The sequence below is a fragment of the Pseudoduganella sp. S-14 genome (genome assembly GCF_049913285.1).
Taxonomy (GTDB): Bacteria; Pseudomonadota; Gammaproteobacteria; order Burkholderiales; family Burkholderiaceae_D; genus Rugamonas.
The window spans coordinates 5,807,729-5,834,000 of sequence record NZ_CP183991.1; the positions used below are offsets into that span (position 1 = coordinate 5,807,729).

The following is a 26,272-nucleotide window of genomic DNA, read 5'->3' on the forward strand; positions in this document are numbered from 1 at the left end:
GCACGCTCACCATGACCATCTGGCACACCCTCGGCATCGCGCCGACGCGCGACACGCGCGCCATCAAGCTGGCCTACGCGGCCCGCCTCAAGCAGATCGACCCGGAGCAAGACCTGGCCGGCTTCCAGGCCTTGCGCGAAGCGTACGAGCAGGCGCTGGCCGCGCCGCAGGAACCGGCGCAGTCGGCCGGCGGTTTTCCCGCACTGCTGGTGCTGGATACCGTCGGCGACGCACCGGAGGTGCCGCCCCTGCCGCCGCGGCCGCGGCGCGCGCCGCCGGCAGCGGCCCGCACGCCGTTCTCCAGCCTGCCGGCCGTGCCCGAACTGCCGCTGGACGCGCCGCTGGCGCGGCCGCTGGTGCTCGACCTGGAGCCGGAGAGCGAGGCCGCGCTGGCGCAGCAGCACAGCCAGCGCTGGCTGCCCGGCCCGCGCCCCCAATCGTATGCCACGGCACGTCCGCAACTGCGCCCCGGCCCGCAACCGCCGGCGCCGGACGAAGCAGCGGCAATGCTGTGCCAGGCGCTGGAACATTTGCCCGCGGAGCAACACAGGGCCGAACTGGCGCGCCGTTACCGGCAGCCGGGCTGGGGCAACGGCGCCTTCCGCGCGGCGCTGGAAACGGCCATCGTGCGCACGCTGGAGCAGCATTTCGAACAGCGCTGGCAGATGGTGCCAGCCTTCTCCGGCGCCCTGGCCTGGACTTCGCGTTCTGGCGAGGACCTGCCGGACCAGGTGGACATCCAGCGCCTGCTCAATCGCCACGCCGCGCGCAAATGGCGGCGCCAGTTCGACCAGTGGTCGCAGGAAGACCCGCTGGTGCGGGCCATGCTGCTGGTTTCCGGCCCCGTCGACGAGGCGCGCTTCGCCACGTTCGCGCGCCACGGCAGCCATTTGGAAGCGATGCACGAAGTATTGCGGCACCTGGCGAAAACACCGTTCCTGGCCGATTACGAATTCAACGCCGCTTCTGTCCAGTGGTGGACCGAATACTGCCGCAAGGCGCCGCCCACGACAGCGCCCGCCCCGGCCAAGGTCAGGCCGGCCGTCCAGCGCGAAGAGTGGAAGCCGGTGCAACGCTGGTACACCGGCCTGTCGCCCAAGATGGTGACGCTGGTCGTGCTGGTGCTGCTGTTCTGGGTCACGCGCATCGTCGACTACGTGCGTGCGCACTGAGCGCGGCCGGCGCACTCATTTGCGGAACACCTGCTTGCCGCCGACCCAGGTTTCCAGCACGGCGATCTTGCCGATGTCCTCAGCCGGGACCTGGAACAGGTCGCGGTCGGTGACGATGAAGTCGGCCCACTTGCCCCTCTCCAGAGAACCGACCGAGTGCTCCTGGTGCGCCGCCCAGGCCGCGTCCAGCGTGAAGCAGCGCAAGGCTTCGGCCAGCGTCATGGCCTGCTCCTTGTGCCAGCCGTCGCTGGGCATGCCTTGCATGTCCTGGCGCGTGACGGCAGCGTGGATGCCTTGCAGCGGATTGGGCGACTCGATCGGGAAATCGGAACCGCAGGCGATGCGGCTGCCCTGCTTCAGGAAGGTGCGCCAGGCGTAGGCGCCCTTGATGCGCTCAGGGCCGACGCGCTGCTCCGCCATGTTCTGGTCGGAGGTGGCGTGGGTCGGCTGCATCGACGGCACGATGGCCAGCTGCTTGAAGCGCGGGATGTCGTCCGGCTGCACCACCTGCGCGTGCTCGATGCGGTGCCGTTTGGCCGCCAGCGGGTACTGCTTGCCCAGTTGCTCGAAGCTGTCGAGGATCTGCTTGTTGCCGGCGTCGCCGATGGCGTGCACATTGACCTGGTAGCCGGCCTTCATGGCCTTTTCCATCTTGGCGCGGATGGCGGCATCGCTGTTGAACAGCAGGCCGCGCGTGTGCGGTGCGTCGCTGTAGGGGTGGACCAGGGCTGCGCCTCGGCTGCCCAGCGCACCGTCCGAATACAGCTTGACGGCTGCCAGCGCGTAATGGCCGTCGGCGTATGAAGGCAGCGGACCGTTCTTCGACAGTTGCTCGAAGTCGGGGCCGACGTCGCCGATCATGGCATACACGCGGGTCGACAGCCGGCCTTGGTCGGCGTACTCGCGGAACAGGCGGTCGGCGCCCGCGTCGATGCCGGCATCGTGCACGCTGGTCAGGCCGACGCTGGAGAGGATGCCCAGCGCGCCATCGAGCATGGCGCGCGCTTCGGCCTCGCTGGGTTTCGGCAGCACCTTGTAGACGAATTCCATCGCCGTGTCGACCAGGATGCCGGTGGCGCTGCCGTTGGCATCGCGTTCAATCCTGCCGCCTTCGGGATCTTTCGTGTCTTTCGTAATGCCGGCCGCTTCCAGCGCTTTGGTGTTGACCCACATGGCGTGGCCGTCGATGCGTTCCATGGCAGCGGGACGGTCGCTGACCACTGCATCAAGTTCGGCGACATTCGGGAAGCGGCCCAGCTTCCAGGTCTCCTGGTTCCAGCCCTTGCCGATCACCCATTTGCGCTGCGGGTTGGCTTGCGCGAACCTGGCGATGGAAGCTTGCGCCGCCTGCAGCGAAGGGGGGCTGTACAGGTCGGCGCTGGTGGCGACTTCACCGAGGCCGAAAACGTGGCCATGGGCGTCGATCAGGCCCGGCAGCACGGTCTTGCCTTGCACATCGATGCGCTTGAAACCCTTGGCCCTGGCTGCTACTTCGCGCGTGCTGCCGACTGCCACCAGCTTGCCGCTGTCGTCGAAGGCCAGCGCCTGGAACCGCAGCAGCTTGCCTTTGGCGTTGAGCGTGTAGCCGTTGGCGTTGTCGATCATGGTGCCGGCGCTGGCGGCAGTGGCGGCCAGCAGCGTGGCGGCGGCCAGCAGGGTGCGGCGGAAGTGCATGGGCGAGTCCTTTCGAATTCGATAGCAAGATTTTTGACGTAGCAGAGTGTACCCGTTGACACCAGCATTTACACGTGTAATCATTCGCCATCAATTACACGTGTAATCAATCATGACCATCCAGATTAGTGAAGCCGAGGCGCAGGTGATGCAAGTGCTGTGGGAGCGCCACCCGCAAACGGCGGAAGAAGTATGCGAGGCCCTGTCCCACCAGGGCTGGCAGGACGCCACCATCAAGACCCTGCTGAACCGACTGTTGAACAAGGGCGCCGTCAGCGCCCGGAAGGAAAGTCGGCGCTACCTGTATGCGCCGGCGCTGGAACGCGAGCACTGGCTGGCCAGCGAAAGCCAGGGCTTCCTCGACCGCATGTTCAACGGCCGCCTGGCGCCGCTGGTGGCGCACTTCAGCCAGCACAAGGCCTTGAGCAAGGCCGATATCGCAGAACTGAAAAAACTGGTCAAGGAGCTCGATGATGGCAAGTGAAATCCTGCTGCGGCTCTTGCTGGCCAGTGGCGCTGCGAGCGCGCTGGTGCTGCTGCTGCGCCAGCCCGTACGCCGTCTGTGCGGCGCGGGCGCGGCCTACCTGCTGTGGATGGCGGTGCCGGCCAGCGTGCTGGCGGCGCTGGTACCGCGCAGCAGCGCGCCCCAAGTAGCGAGGCTGCTGCCGGGGCCGGTCGCCGCTGCGGCTACGCAGCTGACGCAAACGACAGCCAACGCGGCCAGCACCGGCTGGGACACCGCCCTGTGCGCCGCCTGGCTGGCCGGCGCCGTCGTCTTGGCAGGCTCGATGGCCTGGCGCCAATGGTCGTTCCAGCGCGGGCTGCGGGCCGGCGCCTGGCAGGGCGGTCCGCTGTTGCTGGGCGTGTGGCGGGCACGCCTGGTGCTGCCGCACAGCTTCCGCTGCGATTACGGACCGGCCGAGCGCCGACTGGTGCTGGCCCATGAACGCGTCCACGCCGAACGCGGCGACCTGCTGGCCAATGCGGCCTGCGCCCTGCTGCAATGCCTGGCCTGGTGCAATCCCCTGATCCACCTTGCTGCAGCACGCTTCCGGCTCGACCAGGAGCTGTCCTGCGATGAAACAGTCCTGCGCCGTCACGGGCAGGCGGGCATCTACGCCAACGCCATGCTGAAAACCCAGCTGGCGGCGCAGGGCCTTCCCCTGGCTTGCCAATGGCAGGCCGTCCACCCACTGAAGGAGAGAATCATGCAATTGAAGTTGTCCGTGTCCCCTGCCCGCCGCCTGGGCGGCAAATTGGCGGCTGCCGTGCTGGTGGCTGGCTGCGGCCTGGCCAGCATGGCAGTGCAGGCCGAACCTGCGGCGCCCAAGCATTACAACGTCTACCTCGAAATGGACGGCAGCAGGCCGCACCTGCTGGTGAAGGAAGGAGAAAACAGCGGGGTGGCCATCGGCGCGGGCGCGGACCAGTGGCGTGCGAACTTCGTCGTTGCGCCGGCGCACGGCGCGATCCAGGTCAAGGCCAATGTCAGCCACGGCGGCAAGGATCTCAGCAACTTTACCCTGGAGGTAGCGGACAACGGTACCGGTAAGTTCAAGGTTACCGATGCGGGCAAGGATTTCATCGTCAGCATGCGCGTGAGCGAAGTGCATTAAGCAGCAAGAAACGAAGTGCGGCGGGAACCGGCTACTGGTCCAATGTGGCTTTCCCTGTCGGAGTTCTGCCATGCTGACGCTTTACGATTACCTTCCTTCCCAAAACGCATACAAAGTCCGCCTGCTGCTGTCCCACCTCGGCCTGCCTTACCGCACCGAGATGGTCAGCATCTTTGAAGGCGCAGGCCAGGATCCTTCTTACCTCGCGATCAATCCGGCCGGCGCGGTGCCGGCGTTGCGACTCGATGATGGCCGCGTGCTGGCGGAGTCGAATGCCATCCTCACCTATCTCGCTTCCGGCACGCGGTACCTGCCTGCCGATGCTTTTGCGGCGGCCAAGGTGCAGCAGTGGATGTCGTTCGAACAGGACTATGTATTGAACATCGCTTCGCTGCGCCATTGGACCATGACGGGCAAGCTGCCGCGCCGGCCACCGGCATTGGTCGACATGCGGCGCGCGGGCGGCTTGCGTGCGCTGCAGATCCTCGAGCGCGAACTGGCGGCGCGGCCCTTCATCGCGGGCGAGGCTTACACCATCGCGGATATTTCGCTGTTTGCCTATACCCATCGGGCGGACGAGGCAGGCTTGCCGCTGCGTGAGTTCCCTCACGTTTGCGCGTGGATTGAACGCGTGCGGGCACAACCCGGTTTCCTGGACGAGCATCATCCGTATTCCATTGATCCGCATTCCACGGGCGAACTGCCTTGAGCGCACTCGGAAAGGGTTTTCGATTCGGGGCCTTACACAAACCCTCTGAAAATTGCGCTGAAATTCTCTGAAACGCTCTGAAATGCTCTGAAACGCCTATTCTTCAGGGAAAGCATCGGTGCGCCGCTCCATCTTGCCAGCACGGCGCGTCGATGCTTTCTCGATCAAGACCAGCGCATTGCGCAGGCTTTGCGCCATGACTGCCGGGGCGGTTCTCGTGTCGTGAGCCTGGAACTTTCGGCGTGGTCAGCTATCCCTGCTAGACGACGGCATCGCCAGCGACCTTTGCGAATGCATTAAGGCCGCGATAGCTCATCTTTAGTTCTGTGCCTTCCGGCAGGAACAAGCGCTTCCACTGGTAGCCTCGCACTTCGGCCTCTGGCGCTTCGCCGCGGGCGACACAAAGCCATGAGGCCAGTGCGGACTCAACGACCTCAGCCGGGTCGCGCTCGTCGCCGAACTCCTGAAGATAATTTTCCAGCTCAAGAAACAGCGCGCTCGAAATTTGCACCGATACAAGTTTGCGGCTCATGATGACCTCCTTTAGTTCGCATGAGGCTTGGACAAGCCGCCGACCGGGTCCTAATCGGCATCGTGGAAAATGATCCCGAGCGTATGGCGATGGCCGCTGCGCAGGCGGCTGACGCCATGGCGCATGTTGACGCGATAGATGCCGCGCGCGCCCGCCACCGGCCGATGAAAGACCGGGAAGATCACGCAATCGCCCTGCTGCAAGGGCACGACTTCCACGCGCGACTGCATGCGCGGCCGCTGCTCGGTGAGCACGAACTCACCGCCCTCGAAGTCGCGGCCCGGCTGCGACAGCAGGAAGGCCGCTTGCAAAGGAAACACATGCTCGCCGTACAAGTCCTGGTGCAGGCAGTTGTAATCGCCCGCACCGTACTGCAGCAGCAAGGGCGTTGGCCGCTGCTGCCCCGCCGCATGGCAGCGCGCGGCAAAGTCCGCATGCTGTGGAGGAAAGCGCGGCTCCAGCCCCATCGCCGCATACCAGCGATTGGCAATGGAGGCCAGCGGCGGATACATGGACGAGCGCAACTCGGCTACCAGATCAGGCAAGGGATAACGGAAGTACTGATATTCCCCCTTGCCAAACCCATGCCGCTGCATGACGACCCGGCTGCGATAGAGCTCCGGCCGGCTGTAGCCCGCCGCCAGCCCCGCGCACTCGGCAGGCGACAAGACGCCCCGCACCAGCGCACAGCCAAATTCATCGAGATCGCCAGCAATGCGCGGCCAATCGAAAGCCGCGCGCGCCCCGGCCGCCGCAGCCAGCGGCGGCGCGAACAGGTCGCCCATCATGCCGCAGCCTCGGTCGCCGCTTCCGCCTCGCGCTCCAGCAAGGCCGCCTTGCGCTCGACGCCCCAGCGATAGCCCGAGATCGCGCCATCGTTGCGCACCACCCGGTGGCAGGGAATTGCCACCGCAATCGCATTGGCCGCGCAAGCGCCGGCCACCGCCCGCGCCCCGTTCGGCGCCCCGACCCGCTCCGCCAGTTCGGCATAGCTGACCGTCGCGCCGGCCGGAATCTCGCGCAAGGCTTGCCAGACGCGCTGCTGGAACGCCGTGCCGCGCACATCGAGCGGCAGGTCGAGTCCGATCTGCGGCGCCTCGACGAAGGCAATCACGCGCGCCACCACCTGTTCGTAGTCGGCCTCGGCCCCGCGCAATTCGGCCTGCGGGAAGCGGTCCTGCAGGTCGTGCGCCAGGGCCTGCGGATCGTCGCCCAGCAGGATGCAGCAGATGCCGCGTTCGGTGCTGGCCACCAGGATCGCCCCCAGCGAACACTGGGCGATGGCAAAGCGGATCACCGCCCCGCGCCCGCCCGCGCGCCAGGCCGACGGCGTCATGCCCAGCGCGCCCGGGGTGGCGGCGTAAAAGCGCCCGCTGGAATTGAAGCCGGCGGCGTAGATGGCATCGGTCACGGAAGCCTCGTCGGCCAGCCCCTGCTGCATGCGCCGCGCGCGCGCCGCCGCCGCATAGGCTTTCGGCGTCAGCCCCGTCTGGGCCTTGAACACGCGGTGGAAGTGGAAGCGGCTCATGCCGCCGGCGGCGGCCAGCGCGTCAAGGTCGGGCGCCACTTCGCAAGCATCGATCAGGCGGCACACTTCGGCCACCATGGCCGCGTGGCGCTCGGCCAGCGGCGGCTGGTCCGGCTTGCAGCGCTTGCAGGGGCGGAAGCCGGCCGCCTCGGCCGCCGCGATGGAGGCATGGAAGGCCACGTTCTTGCGCAAGGCCGGCCGCGCGCCGCAGGAAGGGCGGCAGAACACGCCGGTGGTGCGCACGGAATAGTAGAACTGGCCGTCGGCCGCGCTGTCGCGCGCCTGCACGGCGGCCCAGCGCTCGTTGTCGGTCAGGAAACGGGAAATCGGCTTCATCGGGTTCATTGCAAGCTCCAGTCGGTAGTATGCCACCATGGTAGGCAGCCGTCTGGCCGGCGGCACTCCGCCGCTTGCTATTGAATTCCCGAATGCTACAATCGGCGCACTCATCCGGAGGACGGCTTGGAAGAACACCAACAACACGACACCCCCATCTTTCAACGCATCAAGGACTTCCTGCTGGCGCAAATTGCCGCCGGCGCCTGGAAGGAAGGCGCAGTCATCCCTTCCGAGCAAGCCCTGGTCAAGCAGTTCGGCGTCTCGCGCATGACCGTCAACCGCGCCGTACGCGAACTGACCGCGGAAGGGGTGCTGACCCGCCGCCAGGGCGCCGGCACCTATGTCGCGCCGCAAAAAGTCCAGGCCACCCTGCTGGAAATCAAGAGCATTGCCGACGAGGTCAGGGCGCGCGGCCACGCCCACCGCAGCGCCTTGCAACTGCTCGAGCGCGGCAAGGCCGGCGACTTGCTGGGCAAGGCATTTGACTTGCCGCCTGGCCACGAGCTGTATCATTCCGTCATCGTGCACTTTGAAAACGGGGTGCCGATCCAGGTAGAGGACCGCTGGGTCAACCCGCTCTGCGCGCCCGACTACATGGTGCAGGACTTCAGCCACATCACGCCCAACGAATACCTGGTGCGGGCAGCGCCGCTGCAGGCAGCCACTTATAGCATCGAGGCGCTGGTGCCGCCGCGCGACATCGCCGAGATGCTGGCGATGGATGCGCGCCAGCCCTGCCTGGTGCTGAAACGCCAGACCCAGTCGGCCGGCCGCGTGGCCTCGCTGGCCACCATGTGGCATCCGGGCCATCGCTACCAATTTGGCGGCAGCGTCCCCGCCTGAGCAATGCTATAGTTGTTCGCACGCCAGCGGCCCCGCGCTGGCCAGAAAGGGAAGCCTTGTCGCCATCGAGCCAGAATGCCGCCCCGCCTGTTCCCGCCCGCGTGCGCCGCCGCGTGCGCCGCCTGTGCGCACGCGCCCTCGCCTGCCCGCTGCGCGCCTGCCTGCTGGCGCTGGCCGCCCTGCCTCTTCTACCCCTGCTGCCCGCCGCCAGCGCCGCCGAAAGCGTCACCGTCCAGCTCAAATGGCGCCACCAGTTCGCCTTTGCCGGCTATTACGCGGCCCAGGCCAAGGGCTATTACCGCGACGCCGGGCTGGCAGTGACGCTGCGCGAAGCCCAGCCCGGGCAAGACCCGCTGCAAAGCGTGCTCGACGGCGGCGCCCAGTATGGCGTCGGCAATTCCTCGCTGCTTCTGCGGCGCGCGGCCGGCGTCCCGGTGGTGCTGCTGGCCTCCGTGTTCCAGCATTCGGCGACGGTGCTGGCGGTGCGCCTGGACCAGCAGGGCCGGCGCCGCCCCTGGCCCGGCAGCCGCATCGCGCTCGGCCCCGACACCGAGGAATTGCGGGTCTACCTGCAGCATGAGCAGGTGCCGCTGTCCCGGCTCACCATCGTGCCCGGCAGCCACGGCACGCAAGACTTGCTGGAAGGCCGGGTCGATGCCATTTCCGCCTACCTGAGCTCAGCGCCCTATGCGCTCGAGCGCGCCGGCCTGCGCTACGAGATCCTGTACCCGCGCAGCGCCGGCATCGATTTCTACGGCGACAACCTGTACACCACCGAGAGCGAGCTGCGCGAGCACCCGGCGCGCGCGCGCGCCCTGCGCGACGCGACGCTGAAGGGCTGGCGCTATGCGCTCGAGCACCCCAACGAGATCGTCGACCTGATCCGCGCCCGCTATCCCGAGCGCAAGGCGCGCGACGAGCTGCTGTGGGAGGCGGCCCAGCTGGCGCCGCTGCTGGAACAGCACCTGATCGAACTGGGCTACAGCAACCCGCTGCGCTGGCAGGGCATCGCCGCCAGCTACGCCGGCGCCGGGCTGCTGCCGGCCGACTTCAAGCTGGACGGCTTCCTCTACCACGACGCCCCTGCCACCCCGGCCTGGCACTATGCGCTGGGGGTGGCGCTGGCCCTCTTGGCCGGCGCCGCCCTGTGGCGCTTGTTGCGCGTGTCGCGCGCCCTGCGCGGCGCCGAAATGCGGGTCGGCGACGCCGAGCGCATTGCCAGCTTCGCGCTGGAAGGCGCCGGCGAAGGCTCCTGGGACTGGCAGCCGCAGCGCCCCGCGCTGCACCTGTCGCCGCGCTACTGCGAAATCCTCGGCTACGCGCCAGGCGAGCTGCGCCCGGTCAATGTCGAGCAGTGGCTGCAACTGGTGCACCCCGACGACCGCGCCCGCATCGCCGACGAGATTGGCGCGCTGGACCACCCGGACGTCGGACGCACCCCGTTCACCATGGAATTCCGCATGGCCTGCCGCGACGGCAGCTTCACCTGGGTGCTGGCGCGCGGCATGGTGCTGGCGCGCGATACCGCCGGCCGGCCCTTGCGCATGTCCGGCACCCTGGGCGACATTTCCGACCGCAGCGCGGCCGAACTGGCGCGCATGGCCGCCATGCTCGATGCCCTGCCCGGCGCCCTGCTGGTGGCCGACCGCGGCGGGCGGGTGCGCCAGGCCAACGAGGCCGCCGACGCGGTGTTTGCCGCCGACGCCGGCAAGCTGGCCGGCGCCACGATGGAACTGCTGATCCCGGACGTGATGCGCGACACCCCGGGCCGCTCGCGCGAACTGTTTGCCCGCCCGCGCATGCCGGGCCGGGTGCTGACCGCGCGCCGCCTGGACGGCAGCCACTTCCCGGCCATGGTGCACCTGGCGCCGATCCAGCTGGCCGGCCAGGGCCTGGTGGTGGTCTCGCTGCGCGACATGACCCAGCGCCAGCGCGCCGAGGAAGCGCTGCAGGCCTCGTCCGAGCGCTACCGCCTGATCGTGCAGACCGCGGCCGAGGGCATCTGGATGTGCGACGCGGCCGACCACACCAGCTTCGTCAACCCCACCATGGCGCGCATGCTGGGCTACGAAGTCGAGCACATGCTGGGGCGCCCGATGGCCGACTTCATGGACCCCGAGTGCCCCGCCCTGCAGGCGCAGCGCCCGCCCGGCGGCGCCGCCGCCACGCCGGCGGAGCCGGCCGAAGGCCGCTTCTACCGCCAGGACGGCTCCTCGCTCTGGGCCCTGCTCTCGACCACCACCGTCAACGCCGACAACGGCAGCTACGCCGGCACCCTGACCATGGTCACCGATATTACCGACCGCCGCCTGGCCGAACTGGCGCTGCGCCATTCCAACCAGCGCCTGGCCTCGGTGTTCAACGCCGTCACCAACGGCTTGGTGGTGTTCGACGCGGCCGGCAATATCGTCGAATGCAATGCCGCCGCCAGCCGCATGCTGGGGCGCGCTGCCGCGCGCGGCGCCGGCCAGTGGGATGGCGTGCACGAAGACGGGCGCCGCTTTTCCGCCCCCGAGCACCCGGTGGCGCAGGCGCTGGGGTCCGGCCAGCCGGTGCGCGACGTGGTGATGGGGGTGCCGGCCGCCGCCGGCGCCGCGGCCGAGACCTGCTGGCTGTCGGTCAACGTCGAGCCGCTGCGCGATGAGCACGGCCCGGGCAGCATGCTGGTGGCCAGCCTGACCGACATCACCTACAGGAAGCGCAGCGAAGACGCGCTGCGCCAGGGCGAGCAGCGGCTGCAGGAAATCATCCAGATGATGCCGATCGGCCTGTTCATCAAGGACAAGGACAGCCGCATGCTGCTGATGAACCGCGCCTGCGAGCAGCAGTTCGGCTACACCTTCGACGAATTGAACAACGGCGACTACAGCGCGCTCCACGCGCCGGAAGAAGCGGCCGCCTTCCGCGCGCGCGACCTGGAAGCGTTTGCCGGGCGCGCCCTGATCGACTTCGAGGAAAGCATCTGGAACCCGGCCCTGGGCCAGACGCGCCAGCTGCGCACCTTCAAGAAGCCGGTGTACGACGCCCACGGCGCGCCGGCCTACCTGATCTGCATGTCGATCGACATCTCGGACAGCAAGGCCAACGAGCGCGCCCTGCGCGAACTCAATGAACACCTGGAAGAACGGGTGGCGCAGCGCACCGCGCAGCTGGAAGAAGCGCGCCAGCAGGCCGAGGAAGCGTCGGCCGCGAAAGGCCAGTTCCTGGCCAAGATGAGCCACGAGATCCGCACCCCGATGAATGGCGTGATCGGCATGGCCTATCTGGCGCTGAAGACCGAGCTGGAGCCGCGCCAGCGCGATTACCTGGAAAAGATCCGCTTCGCCGGCGAGCACCTGCTGCGCATCATCGACGACATCCTCGACATCTCGAAGATCGAGGCGGGCAAGCTGGAAATCGAAGACGTCGACTTCTCGCTCGAGCACGTGATCCAGACCCTGACCACGGTGGTGGCGCCGAAGGCGGCCAGTCGCGGCCTGCGCCTGGCGTTTGACATCGACCCGGCGCTGCCGCCGGTGCTGCGCGGCGACCCGCTGCGCCTGGGCCAGGTGCTGATCAACTACGTCAACAATGCGATCAAGTTCTCCGAGCAGGGCAGCATCGAAGTGAGCGTGCGGCAGCTCTTGGCCGACGACATTGCCTGCCTGCTGCGCTTTGAAGTGCGCGACCACGGCATCGGCCTGTCCGAAGCCGAGCAGGGCAAGTTGTTCCAGGCCTTCCAGCAGGCCGACACCGCCATCACGCGCGAATACGGCGGCACCGGCCTCGGCCTGGCGATCTGCAAGCAGCTGGCGCAGCTGATGGGCGGCGATGTGGGCGTGCACAGCGCGCCCGGCGCCGGCGCCACCTTCTGGTTCACGGCGCGCCTGGGCGTCTCGCCGCGCGGCCTGCCGGACGTGATCAACGAAGTCAACGCCGCCGCCGCCGCCCTGCTTGACAGCGCGCGCAGCACGGCCGCCATGCAGGCGCTGAAGGACGCGCGCATCTTATTAGTCGAGGACAACACCTTCAACCAGCAGATCGCGCTCGAGATGCTGGAAGAAGCGGGCTCTTCGGTGTGCCTGGCCAACAACGGCGCCGAAGCGCTCGACCTGCTGCACCAGGCCGCCTTCGACTGCGTGCTGATGGACGTGCAGATGCCGCTGATGGACGGGCTGGAAGCGACGCGCCGCATCCGCGCCGATCCCGCCCTGGCCGCCACCCGCGTGCTGGCCATGACCGCCACCGCCACCAAGGACGACCGCGAACGCTGCCTGCAGGCCGGCATGGACGACTTCATTGCCAAGCCGATCCAGCCGGCCCTGATGTACCAGAAGATCGCCAGCTGGCTGCCCGAACGCGACGCCAGCGCTGCCGCGGCCGGCCCGGCCCTGCCGCGCCAGAGCGGGCGTGCCGCCTTCCGCCCCACGCTGGCCGGCGACCCGGCCATCATCGACCTGTCGGTGCTGGCCCAGCTGCTGGGCTACCAGCCGCAAAAGATCCGCAAGTTCGCCTTCAAGTTCCTGCAGACCAGCGAAGCCGGCTTTACCGAAATGGAGGCCGCGCTGGCCGCCGGCGAGCTGCAGAAAGTGCGCGAGCTGGGCCACCGCATCAAGAGCAGCGCACGCGCCGTGGGCGCACTCGGCATGGCCGAGCTGTGCCTGCAGCTGGAACAGCTGGCGCCCGACGCCGAAGCGGCTGCCGCGCGCGCCGTGCTCGACCGCCTGTGGCCGCTGCTGCACGCGGTGAGCGAGCACATCATGACCAACACCACCTTTGCCGACGATGACTGACACTCCCACCACGCCGCTGCGCATCCTGCTGGTCGACGACGACCCCTTCATGCTGAGCATGTTGTCCGACATGCTGGAAGACCTTGGCCAGCTCAATGTGCGCAGCGAAAGCGACGCCCGCCAGGCCCTGCTGGCGCTGCCGCAATACCGCCCCGACCTCTTGGTGTGCGACCTGTCGATGCCCGAGATGGACGGCATTGAATTCCTGCGCAAGGCCGCCGACAGCCGCTTCGGCGGCGCCGTCGCCCTCCTGTCCGGCATGGACGCCGGCATCCGCCAGGCCGCCGAAACGCTGGCGCGCGCCCACGGCCTGGCCCTGCTCGGCACGATCGCCAAGCCCGCCACCCCCGCCGCCCTGGCCGAGCTGCTGGCCCAGGCCGCGACCCGCCGCCCCGCCTGAGTCCGTGTCCCACCATGGGGTCAGGCCCCATGGTGGGACACGGACTGGGCAGTGGTGATGGCGGGAGTACACAGGCTGGAAAAATCGGTTATTATTTGGGCCATTCCCGCCCTGATTCCCGCTTGACTTCCCAGTATTGAATTAGCGCAGTTCGTCGCCAGATGGGCGATAACAGCAAGGGATATTCCCGGGCGAACACTCAACTAAGGAAAAACATGAGCGACCTGATCAAACACATTACCGATGCCTCCTTCGACAGCGACGTGCTGAAGTCCGACCGCCCTGTGCTGGTGGACTTCTGGGCCGAATGGTGCGGCCCTTGCAAGAGCATCGCTCCGATCCTGGAAGAAGTGGCCAAGGAATACGACGGCAAGCTGACCATCGCCAAGCTGGACGTGGACAGCAACCAGGCCGTGCCGGGCAAGTTCGGCATCCGCGGCATCCCGACCCTGATCCTGTTCAAGAATGGCGTGCCAGCCGCACAAAAAGTCGGCGCCATGGCAAAAGGCCAACTAACCTCTTTCATCGACAGCAATATTTGATGTAAGATAGGCGGTGCTGCGCCCGCAGCCCGCCTGATTGGCAGGGAAAGCGCCCAAAAACCTTTCCCTTTAATTAAAAGAACCCACGTAGTTCCCTCCCCTACCCTTACTTTCCCGTCACGGGACACTCAAACAGCTATGCACCTTTCTGAACTTAAGGCTATGCACGTTTCAGCTTTGCTGGAAATGGCAATCAGCCTCGATATCGACAATGCGGCCCGCCTGCGCAAGCAGGAACTGATGTTCGCGATCCTGAAAAAGCGCGCCAAGGCCGGCGAACAGATTTTCGGCGACGGCGCCCTGGAAGTCCTGCCTGACGGCTTTGGCTTCCTGCGCTCGCCGGACGCCTCCTACATGGCGTCGACCGACGATATTTATATCAGTCCGTCGCAGATCCGCCGCTTCAACCTGCACACCGGCGATTCGATCGAGGGCGAGGTGCGTACCCCGAAGGATGGCGAGCGCTATTTCGCCCTGGTGAAGGTGGACAAGGTCAACGGCGAATCGCCGGAAGCGTCCAAGCACCGCATCCTGTTTGAGAACCTGACCCCGCTGCATCCGACCGTGCCGCTGCGCCTCGAGCGCGACATGGCCGGCACCGAGAACATCACCGGCCGCATCATCGACCTGGTGGCGCCGATCGGCAAAGGCCAGCGCGGCCTCCTGGTGGCGTCGCCGAAGTCCGGCAAGTCCGTGATGCTGCAGCATATCGCGCACGCCATCACCACCAACCACCCGGACGTGACCCTGATCGTGCTGCTGATCGACGAGCGTCCTGAAGAGGTGACCGAGATGCAGCGCTCCGTGCGCGGCGAAGTGGTGGCCTCGACCTTCGACGAACCGGCCACCCGCCACGTGCAGGTTGCCGAGATGGTGCTGGAGAAAGCCAAGCGCCTGGTGGAAATGAAGAAGGACGTGGTGATCCTGCTGGACTCGATCACCCGCCTGGCGCGCGCCTACAACACCGTGATCCCGGCTTCGGGCAAGGTGCTGACCGGTGGTGTGGATGCCAATGCACTGCAGCGTCCGAAACGCTTCTTCGGCGCCGCACGTAACGTGGAAGAAGGCGGCTCGCTGACCATCGTCGCCACCGCGCTGATCGAAACCGGCTCGCGCATGGACGATGTGATCTACGAAGAATTCAAGGGCACCGGCAATATGGAGGTGCACCTGGAGCGCCGCCTGGCCGAGAAGCGCGTCTACCCGGCCATCAACCTGAACAAGTCCGGCACCCGCCGCGAAGAACTGCTGATCAAGGCTGACCAGCTGCAAAAGATCTGGATCCTGCGCAAGCTGTTGTACTCGATGGACGAGATCGAGGCGATGGAGTTCATCCTCGACAAGATGCGCGCGACCAAGAACAACGGCGAGTTCTTCGAGATGATGCGGCGCGGCGGCTAAATCCGCCGAACACCGGTAAACCGGGGTCACGGCCGGGGGTTAGGGTGGTGCGACTTTGATCTTTTCAGAAGATCAAAGTCGTACCACCCTAACCCCCGGCCGTTGTTTCATTGGGGGCCTGACCCTGCGGGTCAGACCCTGATTTACCGGTTTTATGATGTATAATCGCGAGTTCCGTTAAACCCTGGCAAGTGATCGGCAATCGGGTCGAGAGGCAGTAAGGACCGACGAAGTGCCGTTTGGCTACCAATATTGAGAGAAAAGCATGAAAGCTGATATCCATCCAGATTACCGCGAAGTCCTGTTCCACGACCTGTCCTGCGACTTCAAGTTCATCACCCGCTCGACCATCCAGACCCGCGACACCGCGACCCACGAAGGTAAAGAGTACCCACTGGTGAAGATCGAGGTTTCCTCCGAATCGCACCCGTTCTTCACCGGCCAGCACAAGATCGTCGACACCGCCGGTCGCGTGGAAAAATTCCGCCAGAAGTTCGGCAAAGTCGGTTCCAAGACCGCAGTTGCAAACGGCTAATCCCCGTCGCAGCAAAAAAAAGGCAGCCGCGGCTGCCTTTTTTCTTTTTACCCGTCATACTCCAGCTTTCCAAAGAATAACCCTGACCGATGAAGCCAGTCCGTCTGCCCGCCGCCGCCACCCGCACCCTGCCCCGCTGGGCGTTCTTCGCCCTGGGCCTGCTGTACATCCTGCCGGGACTGATCGGGCGCGAGCCGTGGAAAAACGATGATGCGGCCAGCTTCGGCGTGATGTGGACCATGGCGCACGGCGCCTGGCAAGACTGGCTGTGGCCGAATATCGCCGGCTTGTCGGTGACCGATGAAGGCCCGCTGGCGTTCTGGCTCGGGGCGCTGGGCATCAAGCTGTTCGGCTGGGCCATCGGCGACGTACTGGGCGCGCGCGTGGCCACCCTTGGCGTGTTTTTGCTGGGCGTGATGGCGGTCTGGTATGCCACCTTCAACCTGGGCCGGCGCCCGGAAGCGCAGCCGCTGCGCCTGGCCTTCGGCGGCCAGCCGGAGCCGGACGATTTCGGCCGCACCCTGGCCGATGCTGCCGTGCTGATCTACCTCGGCTGCCTGGGCTTGCTGGTGCACAGCCACGAGACCACGGCCGAACCGCTGCAGGTCTCGCTGCTGGCGCTCACCCTGTACCGCAGCGTGCGCTACATGGAACTGCCTTCGCTGCGCAATGCCGCCCTGGCCGGTTTGGCGCTGGGCCTGTTGACCCTGACGCGCGGCTGGGTGGTGCCGGCCGCCCTGGTGGTCGCCCTGTTTGCCTGCACCCGCTTCCTGGCCATGCCGGCCGCCCGTTCGCTGCGCGACCTGGCCTTTGCCGTGGCCGTGGCTGCCGGCGTGACCGCCGTGTGGGCCGTACCTGCCCTGCTGACCCGGCCTTACGGCCAGGCGCCGCTGGCTGCCTGGATGGCCTGGAACGAGGCCCAGCTGACGGTCGGCAGCTTCGAAGGCTTGCGCACCTTCTTCCGCGTCGGGGTCTGGTTCTTCTGGCCAGCCTGGCCGTTTGCCGCCTGGGCCGTGTGGGCCTGGCGGCGCCAGAGCAACCTGCTGCACATCGTGGTGCCGACCACCTTCGTCACGGTAGCCACCCTCCTGGTGCTGATCAACCCGGCCCCCGAACAAGGCCACCTGCTGATGCTGCTGCCGCCCTTGGCCATCATGGCCGCCTTCGGCCTGCTGACCATGAAGCGCGGCGCCATCAACGCCATCGACTGGTTCAGCGTGATGGTGCTGACCCTGTGCGCCGCCGTGCTGTGGATTTTCTATTACGCCCAGTTGACCGGCTGGCCGGCCAAGCCGGCGCATAATGTGCTCAAGCTCTTGCCGGGCTTCACGCCGGAAGTAAGCTGGCTGTCGCTGCTGGTCGGCCTGTGCGCCAGCGCCGGCTGGTTCGTGCTGGTGCACTGGCGCCTGTCGCGCCGTCCGGCCGTGCTGTGGCGCGCCGTGGTGCTGTCGTCCGGCGGCCTGATCCTGATCTGGATCTTGCTGATGACGCTGTTCCTGCCGCATGTGAACTACAGCAAGAGCTACGCCAGCGTGGCGCGCGAAGCGGCGGCAGTCCTGCCGCCCGGCACCGATTGTGTGCAGAGCAATGTCACCCCGGCCCAGCGCGCCTCCTTCGCCTTTTTCGGCAAGATGCCGTTCAACGGCGTCGAACAGCGCCGCTGCGACGTCATGCTGTTGCAAGATAGCATCAAATCTCGTGTCTACCAGCAACAGCCGGGCGCCGAGTGGGAACAGCTCTGGGAAGGGCGCCGCGCCTCGGACCGCAGCGAGCGTTTCCGCCTGTTCAAGCGCCGCACGGTGCACGCCAACTGACTGTCCGCCGGCCCGCCTCCCTGCTATCCTGTAACGGACGATAGCAAAGAGGTAGGCATGGTTTCTGGAGTGGCGTATCTGGCAATGTTGCTGGCTACCAGCGTGACAGCGCTGGCGGCCCCGCCCCTTGTCATCACTGCCGAGCATTCGCCGCCGGCCAGCATGAAGGTCGGCAACCAGGTGGTCGGCCGCGAGGGCGAAAAAATCCGCGAAATGCTGGCCCGCAGCGGCTACGCCTACACCATCGACGTGCTGCCCTGGAAACGCGCCTTCACCATGGCGCAGCGCGATCCCTACACCTGCGTGTATTCCACCTCGCGCACCCCGGAGCGCGAACAGCAGTTCAAATGGATCGGCCCCACCGATGAAGCGGAATGGGTGCTGATGGGGCGCGCCGGCCGCAAGTACAATGTGCATCGCCTGGATGACGCGCGCAAGCTTCGCATCGGCACTTACAATGGCGATGCGCGCGACGAATTCCTGCGTGCCCGCGGCTTCGATGTCGATGGCGCGCCGGACAATGCCGCCAATCCGAAAAAGCTGATGCTCGACCGCATCGACCTGTGGGCGGTCGGCGTGCGCAACAACGACCTCAGCGCGCTGGCCCAGTTCGCGGCTCCGGAAGCCCTGGTGCCGGTGCTCACTTTCCACCACGTCAAGGTCTACCTGGCCTGCAACCCGAGCGTGCCCGACGCGATGGTCGAGCGCATGAATGCAGCGCTCGCGGCAATGCGCAAGGACGGCACGTTTACAAGATTGGAAAAGAAATACGAGCAGTGGCAAGCCGGCAAATAACTTGTCGATTATTACTGTTGCGCAACTAAAGTTTTTTTGAGACGGTGTGCACGCGTGCTTGGTTTACGCGCTATAGTCATCATATGTGGAATGTTGCCGCACGGCATTCCTGACAACTAGGGCCAGCCGAGGCATCTGCCACCGGCCATAGGCCCACCAGAAAACCTTGCGTTTGAATGGCCTATGTTCAATATCTACAAGCTCCAACTCGCCCTCAAAAACCCTCTGGTGCGCATCACCCTGGTGCTGCTGGCTACCGCCGCCCTCGCCTTTGCGCTGCTGCGCGGCGACGTAGCGCAAGATGCCGCGCCGGTGGTGCGTTCGCAGAATATCGGTGAAATCACCGCCCTGGTATCCCAGCGCGACAAGCTGGACTACCTGCTGATCGCGCGGCCGCTGGCCGATTCGCCGCGCTACGTGTACAAATTCAAGAACGACGCCACCCTGCACGTGGTGGTGGTGCCCAGCACCTCGCACCAGAGCCTGGAGCGCGAAGTCCTGCTGCGCAATAACATCGCCTACGCCATCGCCAAGGAAGACTTCCTGGCCGCCCACAAGGGCGTGCTGCTGGACGATGGCGGCCAGTGGGCCGGCGTGCAAGCTTTCCTGAAACGCCACGCCTTCGACATCTTCGTGGTCGGCCTGGTGCTGTTCGTGCTCAAGTGGGGCATGCCGGGGATGGGCATGAACGCTTCCGTGATCACGCCCGACCAGCTCAAGGGTTCGATGGACGACCTGATCGGCATGGAAGACATCAAGCAGGAAGTGCTGCACCTGGAAGACATGATCCGCAACCGCGAAGTCTATAAGCAGCACAATATCGACAAGCCCTTCAACGTGATGCTGACCGGTCCGGCAGGCACCGGCAAGACCAAACTGGCCGGCTACCTGGCCAAGCGCCTGGGCTACCCGCTGATCCAGGCTTCCGGCTCGGCGCTGGAATCGGGTTATGTGGGCGGCGGCTCCAAGGCCCTGAATGCGCTATACAAGAAGGCTTGCGCACGTGGCAACTGCATCATCTTCCTGGACGAGGCGCAGGCGCTGTTCATGCCGCGCGGCCGCGGCGAGAAGAAATGGGAAGACGATACCGCGAATACCCTGCTGGGCTTGCTGGACGGCGTGAAGAGCGAACAGGGCCAGGGCGTGATCTGGATCGTGGCCTCCAACTTCGACGATGCCTCGACCGCGATGGATGAAGCCATGCTGCGCCGCTTCAGCGTGAAGATCAATTTCCGCCTGCCAAACAAGGGCGAGCGCCGCGCGCTGCTCGATTCCTTCCTGAAGCGCAAGCAGGATGGCCTGGTGGACTGGAATGACATGGACCTGGACCAGGTGGCGGACATCACCGCCAACCTCAGCCCGGCCCTGCTGGAAACCGTGGTCGACCGCGCCTCCATGATCTCGATCCAGGAAAAGTGCGTGATTAATACCGACCTGATGTTCCGCGCCTTCGAACGCGCCACCATCGGCCTGACCGACCGCGCCACCACCGCCGAGAAGACCCGCCAGCGCGAGCGCATCGCCCTGCACGAGCTGGGCCACTTCTTCATGCAGATCGACCCTTACCTGCGCGCCGGCATGCCGCTGGCCGAGGTGAAGGAAAAGTCGCACCTGCTGAAGATTTCCACCGAAGCGGTGTCGAAGATGAATGCGCTGGGCTATGTGCTGTCGGCCGGCGACGACATGTCGCTGCGCACGCTGGAAGAGATGGAGCGCGACGTGATGCAGCTGTACGGCGGCGTGGCGGCGGAAGAATTGTTCTACGGCGCGCGCGGCATTTCCGTGGGCAGCCAGAACGATATCGAGAAGGCCACCAAAATGCTGAACATGATGGTCAACCGCCTGTCGATGTATTCGCGCTCCAAGCTCGATTACAGCCAGCTGCGCGGCGAGACCGGTGACGAGCACACCCTGCTGCAGGTGGAAGCCAAGGCGGACGAGTTGTACAGCACCACGCTGGCCGCCATGCGCGACTACCGCGCGGTGATGGAATCCATCAAGGAAGAGCTGATGGAGCGCTACGTACTGTCGAAGGACGCCATCTTCGCCCTGCTGGAGGAGCGCCTCGACCCGGCGCCTCTGCAGCAGGCGGCTTGAGCCTCATCAGCGCCAAGCGATCACCGTGATATTGCTGCCACCGGGCACGCCGGCTAGCGGCAGCTTCTCGTAATTGCGGATCGTGACTTCCGAGCCGTCGTTGCTGAATTCAAAGCGCGTTCCGGAAGCGGTGACCAGCGCCCCTGGTGCGATAGCGTACATCTCGGTCTTCGGTTCGTCGCCCAGCTGGGCGAAGAAATGCTTGCGGTACTCGGTGAAACGGATGGTCTGGCCGTTGCTCAGGTCATAGTTGGCAGCATAGTCGCGGAATTCGCTACGATGCATGCTATAGCTGCTGGGCGCTGGAACGCGCACCGTCAGTTCGTCGCCCGCCAGGGCAGAAACGCTGTACAACAAGGCGATTGCGGCAGCACTCGCTACCAGGGTTTTCATGGCGTCACTCCTTCAAAAGGCGTCGTGGCGCACCGCTTTGATGCGCCACGGCCGCGGTATTGTCCGGCTTAGCGCGCGGCTACCACGCGCACATTGGTTTCCTTCATCGCAACCGACATCGGCAAGCGCTCGAAGTTTTCGATGACCACTTCTTCACCACGGTCGAGGAATGCGATGCGGATGCCTGCCGTCAGTGCGGCATTGCTGTCCAGGGGCGCCCTGGCCGGTATCTGGCGGGGCGCTCGGGACCGGAGCGGGTGGGGTGCGCCTGCGCCGGCTGTCCAAACCTGGTGCCAGGCGCCGCTGCCGATAGGCTGGGCGCATGGGAGCAAGCTTTCGCTTGCGGCGGCCCTGTGGTGGCCGCTCGGTCTCTTCGACTTAATCCATCCTACGCCCCACTATTGCCATTGGATAGCTGGCCGGGCGTTCATTTTTTTCAATTTAGGCACCGCAGCCCATAGCTTAAATATTTGCTGCAGGGTTGCCGCGCGGTGGCAAATCGGTAATAATGCGTGTCGCGTTAAGTGGCCCGAGTGGTGAAATTGGTAGACGCAGCGGACTCAAAATCCGCCGCCGCAAGGCGTGCCGGTTCGATTCCGGCCTCGGGCACCATCTCTTCTTACTAACGCCTGCCTTCTATATGCGCTTCGGCGCACGCCGTGGCATCCATAAGGCTTCCCGGATTCCCGCTGTTCCCTCCCCTTTTTTGCTGCAGCACCAGGCGCGCCGGCCAGCCAGGCCATCGCCGAACAGCGGCACCATATCGCGCAAGTGGGACGTATTGCGGCCTGGGCCGGGACCGGCCCAGGGTACTGCCGGGTATCGGCGTTCAGGCGTAGCCGTAGCCACGCGCCATGGCGGCAGCGGCAATCGGCAGCAGGGCGAAGAGATGGATCTCGGTCATCAGGGTTTTGCGGATCGCACGGATTTCCACCTCTTCCGGTGCGAAGCCGGCGTCGGCCGACTGCGCCTTGCGCCAGCGCAAGAAGGCGCGGGTCGGCTTGATCGACAGCAGGCCGATCAGGGCAAACAGCACCACCTTGGTCCAGAACACATGGTTGTGGAGGTAGAACGCGGAACCCTTGGCGCCGAAGAACACGCGCGAAAAGCCGATCGCCACCAGCGACAGCGACATGATGCCGAGAGCAATATCGTATTTGGCCGCGAGCTGCACGGCCGGCGGCTGCATGCCCGGCCGTACCAGCACCAGTTGGGCCGTGATGGCTGCGGCGATGCCGAAGGCCAGCAGGTGGTGCACGACCGCGAGCAGCAAGTCGACCATGGCCCCGCCCCCCTTACGCGCGTTCCGACACCGCGTCGACCACGCACAGCGCCGTCATGTTGACGATGCGGCGCACGGTGGCGGACGGGGTCAGGATGTGCACCGGTGCGGCGCAGCCGAGCAGGATCGGGCCGATCGCGATGCCGTTGCCCGCAGTCTTGACCAAGTTGTAGGCGATGTTGGCGGCGTCGATGTTCGGCATCACCAGCAGGTTGGCGTCCTGCTTCAGGGTGGTGTTGGGCAAGAGCTTGTGGCGCAGCTTGGAATCGAGCGCGGTGTCGCCGTGCATCTCGCCGTCCACTTCCAGGTCCGGCGCGCGCTGGCGCACCAGGTCCAGCGCGGCGCGCATCTTCTGCGCCGATTCGCTGTTGGAGGAGCCGAAGTTCGAATGCGACAGCAGCGCCGCGCGCGGCACCAGGCCGAAGCGCTTCATCTCTTCCGAGGCCATGATGGTGATGGCGGCCAGTTCGTTGGCGTTCGGGTTTTCGTTGACGTGGGTGTCCACCAGCGCCAGCTGGCGGTCCTGCAGCACCAGGATATTCATCGCCGCGTAGACGCAGGCGCCCGGGCGGCGGCCCAGCACCTGGTCGATGTAGTGCAGGTGCAGCTGGGTGGTGCCGAAGGTGCCGCAGATCATGCCGTCGGCATCGCCCTTCTTGATCATCATGGCGCCGATCAGCGAATGGCGGCGGCGCATTTCCAGCTTGGCGTATTCCTGCGTCACGCCCTTGCGCGCGGTCAGCTCGTAATAAGCCTTCCAGTAATCGCGGTAACGCTCGTCGAAGTCCGGATTGATCACGTCGTAGTCGACGCCCTGCTTCAGGCGCAGGCCGAATTTCTGCACGCGCGCATCGAGCACGGCGGGGCGGCCGACCAGGATCGGGCGCGCCAGTTTCTCGTCGACCACCACCTGCACCGCGCGCAGGATGCGTTCTTCCTCGCCTTCGGCGTAGACGATGCGCTTCATGTCGGCCGGGGTCTGCTTGGCCACCGCGAACACCGGCTTCATGAAGGTGCCGGAACGGTAGACGAACTGCTGCAGGCTGTCGGCGTAGGCTTCCAGGTCCTTGATAGGACGGGTGGCTACGCCGGAGTCGGCCGCCGCCTTGGCCACGGCCGGCGCGATCTTGGTCAGCAGGCGCGGATCGAACGGCATCGGGATCAGGTATTCCGGGCCGAAGGCCAGATTGGCGATGCCATAGGTGGTGGCAACGATGTCCGACTGTTCGGCGTGCGCCAGGTCGGCAATCGCGTGCACCACGGCGATTTCCATTTCGCGGGTGATGGTGCTGGCGCCGCTGTCGAGCGCGCCGCGGAAGATGTAAGGGAAGCACAGCACGTTGTTGACCTGGTTCGGATAGTCCGAACGGCCGGTGCAGATGATGGCGTCGCCGCGCACCGCCTTCACGTCTTCCGGCAGGATTTCCGGATTCGGGTTGGCCAGGGCCAGGATCAGCGGATTGGGCGCCATCTGCTTGACCATGTCCTGCTTCAGCACACCGCCGGCGGACAGGCCGAGGAAGATATCGGCGCCTTCGATGCAGTCGGCCAGGGTGCGGTGCGGGGTTTCGCGTGCGAAGCGCTCCTTGTCCGGGTCCATCAGCTCGGTGCGGCCCTTGTAGACCACGCCGGCCAGGTCGGTGACCAGGATGTTTTCAATCGGGAAGCCAAGGTCGACGATCAGGTCCAGGCAGGCCAGGGCCGCCGCGCCGGCGCCGGACACCACCAGCTTGACGTTCTTGATGTCCTTGCCGATGTATTTCAGGCCGTTCAGGATGGCTGCGCCGACGATGATGGCGGTGCCGTGCTGGTCGTCATGGAAGACCGGGATCTTCATCTTTTCGCGCAGCTTGCGCTCGATGTAGAAGCACTCCGGTGCCTTGATGTCTTCCAGGTTGATGCCGCCGAAGGTCGGTTCCAGCGAGGCGATGATGTCGACCAGCTTGTCCGGGTCGGACTCGTTGATTTCGATGTCGAACACGTCGATGCCGGCGAACTTCTTGAACAGCACGCCCTTGCCTTCCATCACCGGCTTGGACGCCAGCGGGCCGATATTGCCCAGGCCCAGCACGGCGGTGCCGTTGGAAATGACGGCCACCAGGTTGCCGCGCGCGGTGTATTTATAGGAGTTGGCCGGGTCGATGACGATCTCTTCGCATGGCGCTGCCACGCCCGGGGAATAGGCCAGCGCCAGGTCGCGCTGGTTGGTCAGTTGCTTGGTGGGGGAGACGCTGATTTTGCCTGGCTTGGGGCACTCGTGGTATTCCAGTGCAGCGGCGCGCAGTTGTTGGCGAAGTTCTTCTTTTTTGTCAGATCCCGAATCCATGCTGTACTGCCCCTTTTATCCTATGTCCGAAAGCTTCCGATTCTAGCAGATAGAGGGATTGCTCTAACGTAGGTATTTTTACCAATCCCGAATTTTCATCGGTTTCCATTGCCTTCCGATTAAGAATCGTCTTGCGCCCCGGGATTTTTCTCCCAATCAAGCTAATAAACTGTCGCCCTGGCGACAATGCTGACTTGCGGCACGAAACCATAAAATCTAGTTGCGCCAAATCGCATTTGCTTGCAATTTTCGGCGAAAGCAACTTTACATGTGGCATTTTCCTGCATAGACTGGGTTTACTGGCACTTTACGGAAGGAAATTACCATGCGTGATGCAATCTGGCATTCCTGGTCCCGTCTGTCCGGCGTCCTGTTCCCTGCGACTGCCGTCGCCCTCTTCTTCACCCCGCAAGATTCCAGTTATGTTGCCTTGCTTGCAATGGCGGCCCTGGCTTCGGGCGGCACCTGGATTTACCTGCGCGACAAGCCAAACTAAGGACGAAGCCCGGCTACCCCGCTAGAATGGCGGGATGCTTTCCGAATTCGACCTGATCAAACAATACTTCGTTCGTCCCTTGCCTGGACGCGCGGCCCTTGGCATCGGCGACGATTGCGCGCTGCTGGCGCCCTCGCCGGGGATGCAGACAGCCGTTTCCTCCGACATGCTGGTCGAGGGCCGGCATTTCTTTGCCGGCGAAGACGCACAGCGCCTTGGCCACAAGAGTCTGGCCGTCAACCTGTCCGACCTGGCCGCCATGGGCGCCCGTCCGGTGGCTTTCACCCTGGCCCTGGCCCTGCCGACCGCCGAACGCGCCTGGCTGGAAGGTTTCTCGCGCGGCCTGTTCGCGCTGGCCGACCTGCACGGCTGTGAACTGATCGGCGGCGACACCACCAAGGGGCCTCTGAATATCTGCATCACGGTGTTTGGCGAAGTGGCGCCGGGACGCGCCCTGCGCCGCAGCGCCGCCCGTCCTGGCGACGATATCTGGGTGTCCGGCACCCTGGGCGATGCGCGCCTGGCCCTGGCCGGCTACCTGGGCGAACTGGCACTGCCGGCCGAGCAGTTGGCCGCGGCCGGCACGCGCATGCATACGCCGACGCCGCGCGTGGCGCTGGGCGCGATGCTGGCCGAACGCAGCCTGGCCCATGCTGCCATCGATATCTCGGACGGGCTGGTGGGCGACCTTGGCCATATCCTCGAGAAGTCGCGGGTGGGCGCCACCCTGAATGCCGACGCGCTGCCGGCCGGCCCGGTGCTGGCGACCCAGCCGCAAGCGCTGCGGCGCGCCTTCACCGCAGCCGGTGGCGACGACTATGAGATCTGCTTCACCGCACCCGCATCGCGGCGCGAAGCGATCCTCGCCGCCGCCGCCCAATGCGGCACCCCGGTGACCCGCATCGGCCGCATCGAGGACGCTGCCGGCCTGCGCTGGACCGATGCATCCGGCGCGCCGTTGGCACTGGAGCTGTCCGGCTTCGACCACTTCTCCACCTGAACAATG

The 26,272-nt window shown here is 65.6% G+C and carries 23 protein-coding genes and 1 tRNA gene; 16 read left to right on the forward strand and 8 right to left on the reverse strand.

Annotated features, from left to right (window positions below; translation table 11 throughout):
- Positions 1-11: 11 nt before the first annotated feature.
- The gene (locus ACN9MZ_RS26860; RefSeq protein WP_426339859.1) at positions 12-1,172 is read left to right on the forward strand and encodes a hypothetical protein; all 1,161 of its coding nucleotides are present in this window, start codon (positions 12-14) and stop codon (positions 1,170-1,172) included.
- Between the two features lie 15 nt (positions 1,173-1,187).
- Here the strand turns inward: ACN9MZ_RS26860 and ACN9MZ_RS26865 are convergent, their stop codons facing one another.
- A complete protein-coding gene (locus tag ACN9MZ_RS26865; protein WP_426339860.1) occupies positions 1,188-2,846 on the reverse strand; it encodes an amidohydrolase in 1,659 nt (552 codons plus the stop codon).
- A 112-nt stretch (positions 2,847-2,958) separates the two neighbouring features.
- Here ACN9MZ_RS26865 and ACN9MZ_RS26870 point away from each other — a divergent pair, with 112 nt between their 5' ends.
- From ACN9MZ_RS26870 to ACN9MZ_RS26880, 3 genes are all read left to right on the forward strand, one after another.
- Positions 2,959-3,330: a BlaI/MecI/CopY family transcriptional regulator gene (locus ACN9MZ_RS26870; protein ID WP_426339861.1), complete on the forward strand. Its 372-nt coding sequence runs from the start codon at positions 2,959-2,961 to the stop codon at positions 3,328-3,330.
- Positions 3,317-4,462: a M56 family metallopeptidase gene (locus tag ACN9MZ_RS26875; protein ID WP_426339862.1), complete on the forward strand. Its 1,146-nt coding sequence runs from the start codon at positions 3,317-3,319 to the stop codon at positions 4,460-4,462. Before ACN9MZ_RS26870 ends, ACN9MZ_RS26875 begins: the two co-directional genes overlap by 14 nt.
- A gap of 70 nt (positions 4,463-4,532) precedes the next feature.
- Complete coding sequence (locus ACN9MZ_RS26880) at positions 4,533-5,171, forward strand: glutathione S-transferase family protein (RefSeq protein WP_426339863.1); 639 nt, start codon at positions 4,533-4,535, stop codon at positions 5,169-5,171.
- Between the two features lie 259 nt (positions 5,172-5,430).
- On the opposite strand, the gene ACN9MZ_RS26885 is transcribed toward ACN9MZ_RS26880, so the two are convergent.
- From ACN9MZ_RS26885 to ada, 3 genes are read right to left on the reverse strand one after another with little or no spacing between them, the layout of a single operon-like run.
- Positions 5,431-5,703, reverse strand: coding sequence for a hypothetical protein (locus ACN9MZ_RS26885; RefSeq protein WP_426339864.1), 273 nt, complete (start codon positions 5,701-5,703; stop codon positions 5,431-5,433).
- Between the two features lie 50 nt (positions 5,704-5,753).
- Complete coding sequence (locus ACN9MZ_RS26890) at positions 5,754-6,491, reverse strand: 2OG-Fe(II) oxygenase (RefSeq protein WP_426339865.1); 738 nt, start codon at positions 6,489-6,491, stop codon at positions 5,754-5,756.
- Positions 6,488-7,576: a bifunctional DNA-binding transcriptional regulator/O6-methylguanine-DNA methyltransferase Ada gene (gene ada, locus ACN9MZ_RS26895; RefSeq protein ID WP_426339866.1), complete on the reverse strand. Its 1,089-nt coding sequence runs from the start codon at positions 7,574-7,576 to the stop codon at positions 6,488-6,490. Before ada ends, ACN9MZ_RS26890 begins: the two co-directional genes overlap by 4 nt.
- A 117-nt stretch (positions 7,577-7,693) precedes the next feature.
- Here ada and hutC point away from each other — a divergent pair, with 117 nt between their 5' ends.
- From hutC to ACN9MZ_RS26940, 9 genes are all read left to right on the forward strand, one after another.
- The gene (gene hutC, locus ACN9MZ_RS26900) at positions 7,694-8,413 is read left to right on the forward strand and encodes a histidine utilization repressor (protein WP_426339867.1); all 720 of its coding nucleotides are present in this window, start codon (positions 7,694-7,696) and stop codon (positions 8,411-8,413) included.
- Positions 8,414-8,469: 56 nt separating this feature from the next.
- Positions 8,470-13,185: a PAS domain S-box protein gene (locus tag ACN9MZ_RS26905; protein WP_426339868.1), complete on the forward strand. Its 4,716-nt coding sequence runs from the start codon at positions 8,470-8,472 to the stop codon at positions 13,183-13,185.
- Entirely contained in the window at positions 13,178-13,585 is a 408-nt protein-coding gene (locus ACN9MZ_RS26910; RefSeq protein ID WP_426339869.1) for a response regulator, read from the forward strand. The genes ACN9MZ_RS26905 and ACN9MZ_RS26910 overlap by 8 nt, the downstream gene beginning before the upstream one ends.
- A gap of 215 nt (positions 13,586-13,800) precedes the next feature.
- Complete coding sequence (gene trxA, locus ACN9MZ_RS26915; protein WP_426339870.1) at positions 13,801-14,127, forward strand: thioredoxin TrxA; 327 nt, start codon at positions 13,801-13,803, stop codon at positions 14,125-14,127.
- 138 nt (positions 14,128-14,265) lie between these two features.
- Positions 14,266-15,528, forward strand: a complete 1,263-nt coding sequence (rho, locus tag ACN9MZ_RS26920) for a transcription termination factor Rho (RefSeq protein WP_426339871.1) — start codon at positions 14,266-14,268, stop codon at positions 15,526-15,528.
- 265 nt (positions 15,529-15,793) lie between these two features.
- Positions 15,794-16,063: a type B 50S ribosomal protein L31 gene (locus ACN9MZ_RS26925; RefSeq protein WP_055933749.1), complete on the forward strand. Its 270-nt coding sequence runs from the start codon at positions 15,794-15,796 to the stop codon at positions 16,061-16,063.
- An 89-nt stretch (positions 16,064-16,152) separates the two neighbouring features.
- Positions 16,153-17,877 carry an ArnT family glycosyltransferase gene (locus ACN9MZ_RS26930; protein ID WP_426339872.1) on the forward strand — a complete coding sequence of 575 codons (1,725 nt, stop codon included), beginning with the start codon at positions 16,153-16,155 and terminating at the stop codon, positions 17,875-17,877.
- A gap of 57 nt (positions 17,878-17,934) precedes the next feature.
- On the forward strand, positions 17,935-18,672 hold the full coding sequence (locus ACN9MZ_RS26935) for a substrate-binding periplasmic protein (protein WP_426339873.1): 738 nt from the start codon (positions 17,935-17,937) through the stop codon (positions 18,670-18,672).
- A 183-nt stretch (positions 18,673-18,855) separates the two neighbouring features.
- A complete protein-coding gene (locus tag ACN9MZ_RS26940; protein ID WP_426339874.1) occupies positions 18,856-20,769 on the forward strand; it encodes an AAA family ATPase in 1,914 nt (637 codons plus the stop codon).
- A gap of 6 nt (positions 20,770-20,775) precedes the next feature.
- Here the strand turns inward: ACN9MZ_RS26940 and ACN9MZ_RS26945 are convergent, their stop codons facing one another.
- Together ACN9MZ_RS26945 and ACN9MZ_RS26950 are read right to left on the reverse strand one after the other, a co-directional pair.
- Positions 20,776-21,162, reverse strand: a complete 387-nt coding sequence (locus tag ACN9MZ_RS26945; RefSeq protein WP_426339875.1) for a hypothetical protein — start codon at positions 21,160-21,162, stop codon at positions 20,776-20,778.
- A gap of 68 nt (positions 21,163-21,230) precedes the next feature.
- Positions 21,231-21,494 carry a hypothetical protein gene (locus ACN9MZ_RS26950; RefSeq protein ID WP_426339876.1) on the reverse strand — a complete coding sequence of 88 codons (264 nt, stop codon included), beginning with the start codon at positions 21,492-21,494 and terminating at the stop codon, positions 21,231-21,233.
- Positions 21,495-21,689: 195 nt separating this feature from the next.
- On the opposite strand from ACN9MZ_RS26950, the gene ACN9MZ_RS26955 reads away from it, so the two are divergent.
- Positions 21,690-21,774 (forward strand) — tRNA-Leu (locus ACN9MZ_RS26955).
- A gap of 217 nt (positions 21,775-21,991) precedes the next feature.
- On the opposite strand, the gene ACN9MZ_RS26960 is transcribed toward ACN9MZ_RS26955, so the two are convergent.
- Together ACN9MZ_RS26960 and ACN9MZ_RS26965 are read right to left on the reverse strand one after the other, a co-directional pair.
- Positions 21,992-22,444 carry a DUF2214 family protein gene (locus tag ACN9MZ_RS26960; RefSeq protein ID WP_426339877.1) on the reverse strand — a complete coding sequence of 151 codons (453 nt, stop codon included), beginning with the start codon at positions 22,442-22,444 and terminating at the stop codon, positions 21,992-21,994.
- A gap of 13 nt (positions 22,445-22,457) precedes the next feature.
- The gene (locus ACN9MZ_RS26965; protein WP_426339878.1) at positions 22,458-24,770 is read right to left on the reverse strand and encodes an NADP-dependent malic enzyme; all 2,313 of its coding nucleotides are present in this window, start codon (positions 24,768-24,770) and stop codon (positions 22,458-22,460) included.
- 325 nt (positions 24,771-25,095) lie between these two features.
- Between ACN9MZ_RS26965 and ACN9MZ_RS26970 the strand changes: the two genes are divergently transcribed.
- Positions 25,096-25,266: a hypothetical protein gene (locus tag ACN9MZ_RS26970; protein ID WP_426165245.1), complete on the forward strand. Its 171-nt coding sequence runs from the start codon at positions 25,096-25,098 to the stop codon at positions 25,264-25,266.
- Between the two features lie 34 nt (positions 25,267-25,300).
- Positions 25,301-26,266, forward strand: a complete 966-nt coding sequence (gene thiL / locus ACN9MZ_RS26975; RefSeq protein WP_426339879.1) for a thiamine-phosphate kinase — start codon at positions 25,301-25,303, stop codon at positions 26,264-26,266.
- Positions 26,267-26,272 lie beyond the last annotated feature (6 nt).